General features: G+C 68.6%; 11 protein-coding genes and 1 other RNA gene. 4 read left to right on the forward strand and 8 right to left on the reverse strand.

The window, feature by feature from the left end; translation table 11 throughout:
- The 3 genes from B9G49_RS17015 to B9G49_RS09960 form a co-directional block, all read right to left on the reverse strand.
- A partial coding sequence (locus B9G49_RS17015; RefSeq protein ID WP_233125190.1) for a hypothetical protein occupies positions 1–279 on the reverse strand: 279 nt, incomplete at its 3' end.
- Between the two features lie 55 nt (positions 280–334).
- Positions 335–646, reverse strand: an RNA gene (ffs, locus tag B9G49_RS09955) — signal recognition particle sRNA.
- Between the two features lie 107 nt (positions 647–753).
- A complete protein-coding gene (locus B9G49_RS09960) occupies positions 754–1,167 on the reverse strand; it encodes a hypothetical protein (RefSeq protein WP_086216257.1) in 414 nt (137 codons plus the stop codon).
- A 118-nt stretch (positions 1,168–1,285) separates the two neighbouring features.
- On the opposite strand from B9G49_RS09960, the gene B9G49_RS09965 reads away from it, so the two are divergent.
- Positions 1,286–1,744: a hypothetical protein gene (locus tag B9G49_RS09965; protein ID WP_086216258.1), complete on the forward strand. Its 459-nt coding sequence runs from the start codon at positions 1,286–1,288 to the stop codon at positions 1,742–1,744.
- 28 nt (positions 1,745–1,772) lie between these two features.
- Here the strand turns inward: B9G49_RS09965 and B9G49_RS09970 are convergent, their stop codons facing one another.
- Together B9G49_RS09970 and B9G49_RS09975 are read right to left on the reverse strand one after the other, a co-directional pair.
- A complete protein-coding gene (locus B9G49_RS09970) occupies positions 1,773–2,798 on the reverse strand; it encodes an aldo/keto reductase (protein WP_086216259.1) in 1,026 nt (341 codons plus the stop codon).
- A gap of 111 nt (positions 2,799–2,909) precedes the next feature.
- On the reverse strand, positions 2,910–3,554 hold the full coding sequence (locus B9G49_RS09975; protein WP_086216260.1) for an FAD-dependent oxidoreductase: 645 nt from the start codon (positions 3,552–3,554) through the stop codon (positions 2,910–2,912).
- 433 nt (positions 3,555–3,987) lie between these two features.
- Here B9G49_RS09975 and B9G49_RS09980 point away from each other — a divergent pair, with 433 nt between their 5' ends.
- The 3 genes from B9G49_RS09980 to B9G49_RS09990 all read left to right on the forward strand — a co-directional run bounded on the left by B9G49_RS09980 (position 3,988) and on the right by B9G49_RS09990 (position 8,041).
- On the forward strand, positions 3,988–5,745 hold the full coding sequence (locus B9G49_RS09980) for a 2-oxoacid:acceptor oxidoreductase subunit alpha (protein WP_086216261.1): 1,758 nt from the start codon (positions 3,988–3,990) through the stop codon (positions 5,743–5,745).
- Positions 5,746–5,748: 3 nt separating this feature from the next.
- Positions 5,749–6,612, forward strand: a complete 864-nt coding sequence (locus B9G49_RS09985; protein ID WP_049931193.1) for a 2-oxoacid:ferredoxin oxidoreductase subunit beta — start codon at positions 5,749–5,751, stop codon at positions 6,610–6,612.
- A gap of 193 nt (positions 6,613–6,805) precedes the next feature.
- Positions 6,806–8,041: a digeranylgeranylglycerophospholipid reductase gene (locus B9G49_RS09990; RefSeq protein WP_049931194.1), complete on the forward strand. Its 1,236-nt coding sequence runs from the start codon at positions 6,806–6,808 to the stop codon at positions 8,039–8,041.
- 106 nt (positions 8,042–8,147) lie between these two features.
- Here B9G49_RS09990 and citZ read toward each other — a convergent pair whose 3' ends face one another.
- From citZ to B9G49_RS10005, 3 genes are all read right to left on the reverse strand, one after another.
- Positions 8,148–9,290 (reverse strand): citrate synthase, encoded by a 1,143-nt coding sequence (citZ, locus tag B9G49_RS09995; RefSeq protein ID WP_086216262.1) that lies wholly within the window; start codon positions 9,288–9,290, stop codon positions 8,148–8,150.
- Between the two features lie 196 nt (positions 9,291–9,486).
- On the reverse strand, positions 9,487–11,373 hold the full coding sequence (locus tag B9G49_RS10000) for a PINc/VapC family ATPase (protein WP_049931197.1): 1,887 nt from the start codon (positions 11,371–11,373) through the stop codon (positions 9,487–9,489).
- A gap of 145 nt (positions 11,374–11,518) precedes the next feature.
- The gene (locus B9G49_RS10005) at positions 11,519–12,235 is read right to left on the reverse strand and encodes a type 1 glutamine amidotransferase (RefSeq protein WP_049931200.1); all 717 of its coding nucleotides are present in this window, start codon (positions 12,233–12,235) and stop codon (positions 11,519–11,521) included.
- Positions 12,236–12,317 lie beyond the last annotated feature (82 nt).

Consider the following 12,317-nt stretch of genomic DNA (forward strand, 5'->3'; position numbering starts at 1 on the left):
CGCGAGGAGCACGCGCGAGGGAGTCGGTGGTCCGGAGCGGAGCGGAGGACCGCCGACGAGGCTGGGGAGGTGTGAGGCGCGGTCGCTGTGCGGGGCGGGGCTCGCGGCTGGGGCTTCGGTGGTGGTCGTTTCGATCGATAATTCATAAATGGTATCGTCAGACAGCCGAGCGGCTGGGTGTTCGAGGTTGCTCAGCGTGGCGGCGTCAATTGCGTATAACTGGAGCCCGGATGAGGGTGATTTTACGTATAAATAAACGCTCGCCGTGTCGACGCTCACACCGGCGACCGTAGCGTCACAGCATCACCACTCGTCGAACGAAGCAGCGTATGAATGGCGGACAGGCGGGGTAGCCCGGCGTTCCGTCACGGGGTATCCCGATTGCCTCCTCCACCCCGCGACCCGACGAGCGACTGGCGTCCGGCGGTGGGCTGCTCGCTTCCGCGCCTGACCCAATATCGCCGACGAACCGCGACGGACCGCTCCTGCGAGCGGGCGCCACGGACCGCTGTCCCCGGCGGACGAGGCTTCCACGTTGGCTCTCGGGGCCCGTGCCGGTCTGACCGGACGTGCCCGCTGTTCGGTCCCCGCTGAAGACTGCCTTACGGGTAACGAGCGGGGCCTAACCGCCCGACCTAGTCCGTTCGACGATATTCGGGTGCGGCATAAGGGCCTTTCGTTCGCCGGCCGACGGCGACGCGGGCGGCGAGCGCGCGTCGGAAAAGAGGCGTCCCGCGCGTTCCGGCGTCTCGGCTACGACAACACCGCTCGGGCGTACACCGCCGCGGAGAGCGGCAGCGGGACGGAGACCGCGACGACGGCGGGCGCGTGCCACACCAGCCAGAGGTGGTCGCGGAACACGGCGGTCGGTTGGACCGCGAGCGCCCACGTCGCCGCGCTCGCGGTCGTCGCGAGCCCGAGGACGATTGCCACCCCCGCGAGCGTCCCCGGGTCGACGTTCCCCTGCTCGACCGAGGCGATAACGACCGCGGCGAGCAGTGCGAACAGCGCGATCCCGCTCCAGCCGACGGCCCCGGAGGCGTAGTAGGACGCGAGCTGCGACGCGTACTCCGGCCCCGTGATGATCGCGTACGGCGCGACGAGCGCGACGACGGTGACGACCGCGGCGGCGATCCCGACCCGACGCGAGACGGCGCGGAGGTTCATACCCGACCTCGGAACGGAACCGCGGTAAAAGGACCGGATCGGAGCGGACGCGGGGGGCGACCGCCTCGCCGCGCTCCGTTCCCGTAGCGTTTTGGCCCGTCGGCACCCACTACGGACCATGTCACTCGACGTCGACCTGCCGGAGCCTCCCGAACTCGCCGCCGTCGACCCGAACGAGTACGAGGACGCCGAGGTGGCTGGCGGCGAGTACCGCCGCGACGACCTCGAAGCGCTCCTCCGCGAGGGCGCGTGGGAGGAGGCGTTCGACCAGTGGGCCGCGGGCAGCGACATGGACGCGGCGGACTGGCAGATCGCGCTCGACCTCGAGTTAGTCTCCCGGTTCGACTTCTTCTGGGACGACTTCGCCGACCGGGTCGGCTACCACGCGCCGGGGCTGCCAGAGGACTGGAAGGAGCGCGACCTCCACCCAGACCTCGACTCGTGGGGGACCGTCTCCGCGATCAACGCGGGGCTCACGGAGCTCGGGCAGATCGTCTGCGAGACGCTCAAGGAGGGGTACATCGACTGGGAGGCCGACTTCGAGGCGCCAGACGACCTGCCGGACTTCGACGAGTAGCGGCCGCTTGTGGCCGGGAGGCGACTGCTCAGTGGCCCCAGCGGTTCCCGTCCGGGTCGTAGCGCGCGTCCATGATCCGGTCCCACTGCTCGTCGGAGAGGTGGAGGTCGGCCGCCGCGACGTTCTCGTCGAGCTGATCGACCGTCCGCGCGCCGACGATGGGGACGCAGGTAAACTCGTCCCAGCCGGAGAGCCACGCAAGCGCGACCTGCGCGGGCGTCGCGTCGCACTCGTCGGCCACATCGCGGACCGCGTCGAGCACCTTCCAGCCGCGCTCGGAGAGATAGAAGCGCTCGAACCGGTCGTCGAAGCTCGCCCGGGAGCCGTCGGGCGCGATCACCTGCTCGGGGTCGTCCAGGTCGGCGCGCTCGTACTTCCCGGTGAGGAACCCGCCCGCGAGCGGAGAGTACGGGCAGACCGCGAGGTGTTGGTCGATACAGACGTCGAGGTACTCCTTCACGTCCTCGTAGTAGCCCGCGTGGTGGAGTGGCTGGACCACGTCGAAGCCCGCGTACCCGTTGACGTCGGCGATCCACTGCGCCTTCGTCAGTTGCCACGCCGCCATCGTCGACGCGCCGAGGTGGTGGACCTTTCCCTCGGCGACCAGCTCGTCGAGCGCGCGCATCGTCTCCTCGATGGGGGTGTCCTCGTCCCAGCGGTGGATGTAGTAGATATCGAGGTAGTCCGTGCCGAGCCGGTCGAGGGTCCCCTCGATCTGCGCGCGGATGTGTTTCCGGCCGAGCCCGGAGTCGTTGGGTCCGGGCTCGCCGCGCCCGTCGAATGGGAAGTACACCTTCGAGGCAATCACGTAGTCCTCGCGGTCCCGCTCCGCGAGCCACTCGCCGATGTACGTCTCGCTTTTCCCGTTCGGCGTCCCGTAGACGTTGGCCGTGTCGATGAAGTTGATCCCGCGGTCCGCGGCCGCGTCGAGGAGCTCGTGTGACTCCTCGCGACCCGTCTCCACGACGCCGTTCGTCTCGCGCCCGAACCGCCACGTGCCGAAGCAGAGCTCCGAGACGCTGAGCCCGGTGTTCCCGAGCCGTCGGTAGTCCATACCCGGTCCTCGCGGGGGAGGTGTGTAAAGCGTGGCGGCGCCGGCCGGCGACGCCGCGAATATCGGCCGAGGCGCCGACGCGAGCGCGGACGGCCCGGCCTGCGGCCGCGCCTACCCGAAGTTCTCGACCTTCGCGGCGTCCGCGTCGCCGCCCGCCGCCTCGATGGCGGCCTCCGCGTCGGCGACGAGGTCGGCGAACCCGTAGACGAACACGGTCCCGCCGTCGGCGCCGGTGAGGACGTCGGCGACGGCGTCGGTCAGGGGGGCATCGCCGTCGAGCAGCCTGACCGCGGCGCCGCGCTCGCGGAGGGCGTCGATCCGGTCGGCGTGGGCCACGTCGTCGTCGCGGTAGACGACGGCGGCCTCGGCGTCCTCGTCGAGCGCGCGCTCGGCGATGGCGACCGCGGGGCCGACCCCGGGGCCGCCCGCGATCACGACCGCGCGTGGCTCGCCGTCGTAGTGCTGGTCGCCGAAGGGGCCGGAGAGCGTCATCTCGGTGCCCGCCTCGGCGCCGGAGAGGAACGCCGAGAACTCGCCGCCCTCGTCGGGATCGATACCGACCGTGACCTCGAACGTCTCGCCGACGCGGGGCGACGAGAGGGTGTAGAACCGCGCGACCGACTCGCCGTCGATCTCGGTGCCGAGCTTCACGAACTGTCCGGGTTCGGCGGCGAACCCCTCGGGGGCGCGGAAGCGGAGGGCGTACGTGTCGGAGCCGACCGGCTCCACCGACTCGACCGTCGCTGTCGTGTCCATACGTCGGATCGGCGGGGCAGACACAAACGCCTTCCCGTCGCCGTCGGTCCTGCCCATGTCGAAACCGGTTCGGACGGGAGGCCCAGATCCCCGCTGCGGTGACCGGCCCGCAGAGCCGACCGCCTCGGCGTGGGGACGACCCGACACATGGACGCCAGATGCGGGGATACCCGACGCCTTGGCCTACCTCGTCGTGAACAAGTCCGCCGCGATAGGGGCCGACGCAGTTCGTCAAACGTCGAAAACGGGTCCGACGCGAAGGGTCGATCGTGATGATTTTGGTGAACGAACATCCAATTATGTGCGTTATTACAAGGTATATAGAGCCCAAAGCTGACAATATTCGCGATATCGAAGACGTACGTCCAGATACACCTCGGTGGCTCCTTCCAGAAGCCTTTTGATGAGTCCGCCGGAACCTTGCCCATAGCACATGGCTGCGGATTTCAACTGGGCTGTCGGCGGAGAGGCCGGCGACGGCATCGACTCGACGGGGAAGATCTTCGCACAGGCGCTTTCCCGCGCGGGTCGACACGTGTTCACGTCGAAGGACTTCGCATCTCGGATACGGGGCGGCTACACCGCCTACAAGGTGCGGACCTCCGTCGACAAGGTACAGAGCGTCGTTGACCGACTCGACGTGCTCATCGCGTTGACCCCCCGGACGATCGAGGAGAACCTCGACGAGCTCCACGAGGGGTCGGTGATCATCTACGACGGCGAACGGACGACGATGCAGGACGTCGAGATCCCCGAGGGGATGATCGGCCTCGACGTGCCGCTAAAGAGCCTGGCCGAGGAGGCCGGCGGCGCGATTATGCGGAACGTCGTCGCGCTCGGCGCGGCCTGCGAGGTGGCCGAGTTCCCCATCGAGAACCTCGACTCGGCGCTGGAGAAGCGGTTCAAGGACAAGGGCCAGAAGCTCGTCGACAACAACAAGGAGGCGGCCCGCGCGGGCCAGTCGTACGTCGCCGACGAGTACGACCACGAGTTCGACTACTCGCTGGAGACCACCGACGAGGACTACGTCCTCCTCAACGGCGACGAAGCGATCGGCATGGGCGCCATCGCGGCCGGCTGCCGCTTCTACGCCGGCTACCCGATCACGCCCGCGACCGACGTGATGACGTATCTCACCGGCCGCATCGAGCGGTACGGCGGCCACGTCGTCCAGGCGGAAGACGAGCTCTCCGCGATCAACATGGCGCTGGGCGCGGCCCGCGGCGGCGCCCGCGCGATGACCGCGACCTCCGGGCCGGGGATCGACCTGATGACCGAGACGTTCGGGCTCATCGCCACCTCGGAGACGCCGCTCGTCATCTGTAACGTGATGCGCTCGGGCCCCTCGACGGGGATGCCGACGAAACAGGAGCAGGGCGACCTGAACCAGATGTTGTACGGCGGCCACGGCGAGGTGCCGCGGTTCGTCCTCGCGCCGACCACCATCTCGGAGTGCTTCTGGAAGACCGTCGAGGCGTTCAACCTCGCCGAGAAGTACCAGCTCCCTGTCTACCTCACCGCCGACCTCTCGATGGCGGTCACCGAGCAGACGTTCTCCCCGGAGACGTTCGACATGGACGAGGTGGAGATCGATCGCGGCAAGATCGTCGACGAGACGGCGATCGACGACCACATGAGCGAGTCGGGCGGCTTCCAGCCCCACGAGATCACCGATGACGGGGTCTCGCCGCGGGCGTTCCCCGGTACGGCCGACGGCGCGCACATGTCCACCGGCCTCGAACACGACGAGCAGGGCCGCCGGACAGAGGACACGGAGATGCGCGTCGAGCAGGTCGACAAGCGCAACCGCAAGGTCGAGACCGCCCGCGAGCGCGAGGACTGGAGCCCGCGCGAGTTCGGTGACGAGGACGCGGACACCCTCGTCATCACGTGGGGGTCGAACGAGGGCGCGCTCGCCGAGGCAGTGGAGTTCCTCGACGAGGACGGACTGGACGTGCGGGTCCTCTCGGTCCCGTACATCTTCCCGCGGCCGGACCTCGCGGAAGACGTGGCGGCCGCCGAGACGACGGTCGTCGTCGAGTGTAACGAGCAGGGCCAGTTCGCGGACCTCGTCGAACACGACGTGCTCGAACGCGTCGACCGCGTGAACAAGTACAACGGCGTGCGGTTCAAGGCCGACGAACTCGCAGCGGAGATCAAGTCGACCCTCGAAGCGGGGGTGGAGGCGTAACCAATGAGCTCAGACATTCGATTCACCGATTTCAAGTCCGACAAGCAGCCGACGTGGTGCCCGGGGTGCGGCGACTTCGGGACGATGAACGGGATGATGAAGGCCCTCGCGGAGACGGGCAACGACCCCGACAACACCTTCGTCGTCGCCGGCATCGGCTGTTCCGGCAAGATCGGCACGTACATGCACAGCTACGCGCTCCACGGGGTTCACGGGCGCGCGCTCCCCGTCGGCACCGGCGTCAAGATGGCGCGGCCCGACATCGAGGTGATGGTGGCCGGCGGCGACGGCGACGGCTACTCCATCGGCGCGGGCCACTTCGTCCACGCCGTCCGGCGCAACGTCGACATGACGTACGTCGTGATGGACAACCGCATCTACGGGCTGACGAAGGGCCAAGCGTCGCCGACCTCCCGCGAGGACTTCGAGACGTCGACGAGCCCCGACGGGCCCAAACAGCCGCCGGTGAACCCCCACGCGCTGGCGCTCGCCTCCGGCGCGACGTTCATCGCGCAGTCGTTCTCCTCGGACGCGCTCCGCCACCAAGAGATCATCCAGGAGGCCATCGAGCACGACGGGTTCGGCTTCGTCAACGTCTACTCCCCCTGCGTCACCTTCAACGACGTCGACACGTACGACTACTTCCGCGACTCGCTGGTCGACCTGAAGGAGGCGGACCACGACCCGACCGACCGCGAGGCGGCGAAGGACGTGATCCTCGACAACGAGAAGGAACACCAGGGCGTCATCTACAAGGACGAGTCGTCGGTGCCGTACCACGAGCAGCACGGCGTCGACGAGGACATGTCGGTGCTTCCGGACGGCGCCCCCGAGGGCGCGACCGACCTCGTCCGCGAGTTCTACTGAACCGCGCCGCGGTCCCGGCGGGCGGACCCGATCCGACGCCCGTTTCGGGGGCCGGGTCTGCGTCCGACCGCCGGATGAGACCCCGGTAATTCCGACCTCTCTCGACGGCCAAAACCGGGCGAACGAGGGGGTTCGCGCGTATTTTCCGGTGGGTTTCAGCAAGCCTAATTAGGTGGGTCCGTAACCGTCGTGTATGGTTGACCGCTACGACGTCGCCATCGCCGGCGCCGGTCCGGCGGGCGCGCAGTGCGCCCGTGACCTGGCGACGCGCGACTACGACGTCGTCGTCTTAGAGACGGAGTCGGAAGACGAGTTCCCGCGACAGAGCAACAAGTCGACGGCGGGCACGTTCCCGTCGATGATGTCCTCTTTCGGAATCCCCGACGACGTCGTGATGTCGTACACCGACGACGTCGTGCTGGAGTCGCCCAACGAGTACTATGAGAGCTACCAGCCGGGCGCGGTGTTGGAGTTCGCGGAGTTCAAGCAGTTCCTCGTCGCCGACGGTCGCGACAACGGCGCGGAGTACCGCTTCGACGCGCGGGTCTCGCGGCCGATCCTCGACGACGACGGCGTCATCGAGGGGGTGCGGTACAACGGCGACGAAGCGGTGTACGCCGACATCGTGATCGACGCTACCGGTCCGGCCGCACCGATCGCCAGCGCGCTCGACGTGGTCGACCTCGAACGCGAGAACCAAGCCATCGGTATCGAGTACGAGATGGAGGGCGTCGAGATGAACCACCCGGACTACGCGGACCTCCGGCGGGCGATGATGCTCCGCTTGGACCACAACATCGCGCCCGGCGGCTACTCGTGGATCTTCGCGACCGGCGAGGACACCGCGAAGGTCGGCATCTGTTACATCCAGAACGACCGCCACCGCGAGTTCGCCGAGGCGGGGAAGACCGTCGACGGGTACCTCGACGACTGGATCGACCGCGACCCGCGGTTCGCCGAGGCGGAACAGATCGACGAGACGGTCCACCGCGGCTCCGCGCACATTCAGCGCCCGGAGCAGATGTACACCGACCGGTTCCTCGCCGTCGGCGACACAGTGCCGAGCATCGACCCGCTGTGGGGAGAAGGGATCCACAAGGGCATGAAGTCGGCCCGCGCCGCCGCGGCGACCGTCGACCGCTGTCTCACCGACTCGGAGCGGCGAATCGACGCGGAGAGCCTCGCGGTGTACGAGACGCTCTGGCACCGAGACGTGGCGCCGCGCGCGGAGTCGCGACTGACGCTCACGGAGTTGCTGTACCTCGCACCCAACGAGCGGTACGACCGGTTGATGCGCGATCTCCAAGAGACCGACGACGACATCTTGGCGAAGGCGAACCGCGGCGAGAAGGCGGGGATGGCGCGGCTGCTTCACCTCGACGACGTCCCGCTGCTCGCGAAGTACGCCCGCGAGCGGTTCGGTATCTGAGGAGCCGGGCCGACCGGTCGCGGGCGCACACATTCTGCGGGCGGGTGACGCGTCGCGACGTTTGAAGAACCGTTCGGAGAAGGCGGGTGGGCGGCGGCCGCGACCGTTACCGTTCGTCGAGGGGAACGAACTCGCTGTCTTCCGGACCGGTGTACCGGGCGCGCGGACGGATGAGGCGGTTGTCCTCTTGATACTCGGCGACGTGCGCGATCCAGCCGCCGACGCGGCTCATCGCGAAGATGGGCGTGTACATGTCGACGGGGATGCCGAGCGAGTCGTAGACGGAGCCGGAGTAGAAGTCGACGTTCGGGGCGATCCCCTCCTCGACGAGCCCCTGTTCGGTGAGGTACTCCTCGATGGCGGTGGTGTAGTCCAGCCACTTGGTGTCGCCCGACGACTCGGCGAGGTCGCGGAGCTTCTCCTCGAGGATGTTCGCGCGGGGGTCTTTCACCTTGTAGACGCGGTGCCCGAAGCCGGGGACGCGCCGTCCGTCGTCCCGGGCGTCTTTCACCCACTGGACGGGGTCCTTCGAGGAGGCGTCCACCTCGTGGAGCACCTCCATCACGTCTTGGTTCGCGCCGCCGTGGAGCGGACCGGAGAGCGCGCCGATACCCCCGGTGACGCCGGAGTAAACGTCCGCCATCGTCGACCCGATCACCATCGCGGTGAACGTGGAGGCGTTGAGCCCGTGGTCGGCGTGGAGCGTGAGCGCCATGTCGAACGTCTCCTCGCTCACGTCGTCCGGCTCGGTCCCGGTCAGCATGTAGAGGAAGTTCCCGGCGTGCGAGAGGTCCGGGTCGGGGGCGACCGGCTCCTCGCCCTGACGGACGCGCTCGAACGCGGCGAGGACCGTCGGGATCTTCGCCGTGATCCGTCGTCCCTGACGAAGCGTGGCCTCACCGGCGTCGGCCTCGTCGTCCGGGTCGTACGCCGACAGCATCGACGTCGCGGTCCGGAGCGCGGCCATCGGACGCTCGCCGGCGTCCGCGAGCGCGCGGACCGTCTCGATGACGTCGTCGTCAACCTCGCGCTCCGCCGCGAGGTCGGCGGCGAACGCGTCGAGCTCCGCGGCGGTGGGGAGCGAGCCGTGCCACAGGAGGTACAGCACCTCCTCGTAGCTCGCGCCCCGCGCCAGGTCTTCGATGTCGTACCCGCGATACACGAGCTTCCCGACCTCGCCGTCGACGTAGCTCAGATCTGACTCCGCGACGAGGACGCCCTCGAGCCCGCGTTTTAACTCATCAGCCATACCCCGAGTTATCTAGGCCGTCAAAAAAGCGTTATCTTTCAGGAGGGATACGTTACGACAATCGTGGTATGTGGCCGCGTCGAACGACGACGTGACAGCGAGCGAAAACGTCTGGCGTGGATGCGATCGCCAGCCAGCGGGGCGATCGGACGGCCGTCGGGCGGCTACGTCCGACCCGAACGGCCGGTTGCGGGATTCACCGCGCCGGGACGACCGTCACGGTCCGGTTCCGGTCGATCGCGTCCTCCAGTTCCTCGGCGATGGCCGAGCCGCGCGAGACCTGAACCTCACCGCCGCGCCCGACCGTGGCAGTGAAGAGGTACTCGCCGTCCGCGCGCACTTCGACCGTCTCGCCGACCTCGTCGTCGACGTCGATGACGACGTGACGCGAGGTGATCTCCGGCGCGACCACCGTCCCGCGCTCGGCGCCGACCTGCCCGTCGCCGTGCCCGTTCTCGGGGCCGCCGGCGGGACCGGCGCCGGACCCGCCGGGCTTCTCGTCGTGTGTGCGGACGTCGATGTCGATCCCGAGGCGGTTCTCGATGTCGGCGATGCGGCCGCCGCCCTTCCCGATCACCGTGCCGATGTCGCCCTCGGTGACGTAGACGACCGCCTCGTCGTCGCCGTTCAGCTCCACCTCGACGTGGCCGTGCGCGACCGAGCGGATCTCGCGTTCGATCTCCTTTTTCGCGATGCGGCCGACGCCCGTCTCGCTCCCCGCCTCGCCGCCGTCCTCGTCGAGCGGGACGGTGACGACCTGCCGGTTGAACGTGTATATCTCGTACTCCGGCCGACCGGTCTCGAAGTTCGACACCTGAATGACCGGACGGGCGAGGTCCTCGGCGGTGAGCCCCGCCGGCACCTTCACTTCCGTCGTCACGTCGTAGACCGTGTGGACCTCGCCGGCCTCGATGTAGACGACGGTGTCGACGATCTGCGGGATCATCCCGAGTTCGACGCGGCCGACGAGCCGCTGGAGCGCGTCGATGGCGCGGGAGGCGTGGACGACGCCGACCATGCCGACGCCAGCCATACGCATGTCGGAGAACACCTCGAAGTCGTTCGTCTTCCGGACCTCGTCGTAGATGGTGTAGTCCGGCCGGACGAGGAGGAGAGAGTCGGCGGTGTTCTCCATCTCGCCGCCGAGCGCGCCGTACTGCGTGATCTCGGGACCGACTTGGAGGTCTCGGGGCTTCTCCATCGTCTTCACCGCGTAGTCGCTGTCGTTCAGGAACTCCGCGACCGCCTGCGCGAACGTCGACTTCCCGGCGCCGGGCGAGCCCGAGATGAGGACACCGCGTTTCCGCTCCGCGAACCGGTCGCGGAGCTCGTCGGCGAACTCGTAGTCGTCGAGGTCCGTCTTCGCGATGGGACGGACGGCGGTGATCTCGACGCCGTCGGCGAACGGCGGGCGCGCCACCGCGATCCGGTAGTTGCGGAACTGGACGATGTCCATCCCATCGTCAGAGAGCTCGATGAACCCCTCGCTCGACTGGCGGGCCAGGTCGACGATCGAGTTCGCCCACTCCCGTAGCTGCGCCTCGTCGGTGGGGTCATCCGCGATCTCGACGTAGCGCATCTCGCCGAGCGCCCCGCGCTTCGCCTTCGGGACGGTCCCCGTCTTGAGGTGGACTGACATCGTCTCGTCGGTGAAAAAGTCCTGTATCGGCAGCTCGTCGACGACGCCGCGGGCGACGGGCTCGACGTACTCGACGTCGAGCCCCTTCGCGCGGGCCACCTCGGCCTGAACCACGTCGCTGGAGAGGAGCGTCGCGTCGTGGTCGGCGGCGAGGTCGCGGATCAGCGCGTCCACGTCGCCCTCGTGTGCGTTCGAGCGGGCGTCGCCGCTCGCGCGCTCGCCGACGTACCGCAGCTCGATCGTCCCGTCGTCGGCGTAGTCCGCGAGCCGCTTGAGTTCGCTGAGCCCGTCCCAGCCGGATTCGAGCCCGTCGTTCGCCTGCGACTCCAACTCGCCGACGACCGCCTCCGGGACGAACACGGTGACCGACTCGTAGGTCCCGTCCGCGACGCGTTCGGACACGCGGCCGTCGACGACCGCGCTCGTGTCCGGTACTACGTTCATACCCGAGTTCGGGACGGGAACCGTATAAGGGTGTTCGACCGGGGGCCGCGGGCGGACGGCGTGGAATCGCGCCGGTCAGTCGTCGCGTCGGTCGTGGCGGTCGAGCGGCGCGGCGGTCGCGCCTCCGTCGAACCGGTCGACCCGCTCAGTCGTCCGCGGCCGCCCGCTCCGCCCGCTCGGCCGCCAACCGCTCGGCGTAACCGGTGAAGTTCTCGAACAGTTGCTTCGCCTCGCAGGCGGCGTCGTAGGCGTCGGGCGTGATCGACTCGAGGACGCCGTCCACGCGGGCGTCACCGATCTGATCCCGCTTACCGTCGGTCACGTCGCGGGCCGTGTCGATGTCGTACTCCGGGTGGAACTGGACCCCCCAGCAGTGGCCGTCGCGGAACGCGTGGACGCCGCGGTCGTTCTCCGCGAGCAGCGTCGCTGACGGCGGGAGTTCGACGACTGCGTCGCCGTGGGTGGTGAAGGCGGTGAACGTCTCGTCGATCCCCTCGAACAGCGGGTCGTCGCGAGGTCGGCGGATCTCGTTGTAGCCGATCTCGAACCCGTCCATGCCCGCGACGCGGCCGCCGAGCGCCTCCGCGAGCACCTGGTGACCGTAACAGACGCCGAGGACGGGGACGCCGGCGTCGGCGGCCTCGGCGACGTAGTCGACGAGCGGCGGGATCCACGCCTCGTCCCAGTAGACCGACGAGCGCGACCCGGTCACCACGACGCCGTCGAACTCGGTGTGATCGGGGAGGTCTCCCGCGACGGCGTCGAACTCGACGAGGTCGGCGTCGAGCTCTCTGCGGAAGTTCCGCCGGGTGTTCGCACCGTCGTGGGCGGCGTTCAGCAGGGCGAACCGGAGGCGAGTCATCAGGCGAAGAGTTCGGCGAGAGTCACAAAACGGTTGCGACGCCGGACGCCCCGGCCGACGACGCGGACGCGGGCGTCGCGCG

It is taken from the genome of Halorubrum sp. SD683, assembly GCF_002135045.1.
GTDB lineage: Archaea > Halobacteriota > Halobacteria > Halobacteriales > Haloferacaceae > Halorubrum > Halorubrum ezzemoulense.

Excerpts from the sequence above, each read along its gene's own strand:
- B9G49_RS09960 (WP_086216257.1), bottom strand. The coding sequence starts at position 1,167 with ATGAACCTCCGCGCCGTCTCGCGTCGGGTCGGGATCGCCGCCGCGGTC.
- B9G49_RS09965 (WP_086216258.1), top strand. The coding sequence starts at position 1,286 with ATGTCACTCGACGTCGACCTGCCGGAGCCTCCCGAACTCGCCGCCGTC.
- B9G49_RS09970 (WP_086216259.1), bottom strand. The coding sequence starts at position 2,798 with ATGGACTACCGACGGCTCGGGAACACCGGGCTCAGCGTCTCGGAGCTC.
- B9G49_RS09975 (WP_086216260.1), bottom strand. The coding sequence starts at position 3,554 with ATGGACACGACAGCGACGGTCGAGTCGGTGGAGCCGGTCGGCTCCGAC.
- B9G49_RS09980 (WP_086216261.1), top strand. The coding sequence starts at position 3,988 with ATGGCTGCGGATTTCAACTGGGCTGTCGGCGGAGAGGCCGGCGACGGC.
- B9G49_RS09985 (WP_049931193.1), top strand. The coding sequence starts at position 5,749 with ATGAGCTCAGACATTCGATTCACCGATTTCAAGTCCGACAAGCAGCCG.
- B9G49_RS09990 (WP_049931194.1), top strand. The coding sequence starts at position 6,806 with ATGGTTGACCGCTACGACGTCGCCATCGCCGGCGCCGGTCCGGCGGGC.
- citZ (WP_086216262.1), bottom strand. The coding sequence starts at position 9,290 with ATGGCTGATGAGTTAAAACGCGGGCTCGAGGGCGTCCTCGTCGCGGAG.
- B9G49_RS10000 (WP_049931197.1), bottom strand. The coding sequence starts at position 11,373 with ATGAACGTAGTACCGGACACGAGCGCGGTCGTCGACGGCCGCGTGTCC.
- B9G49_RS10005 (WP_049931200.1), bottom strand. The coding sequence starts at position 12,235 with ATGACTCGCCTCCGGTTCGCCCTGCTGAACGCCGCCCACGACGGTGCG.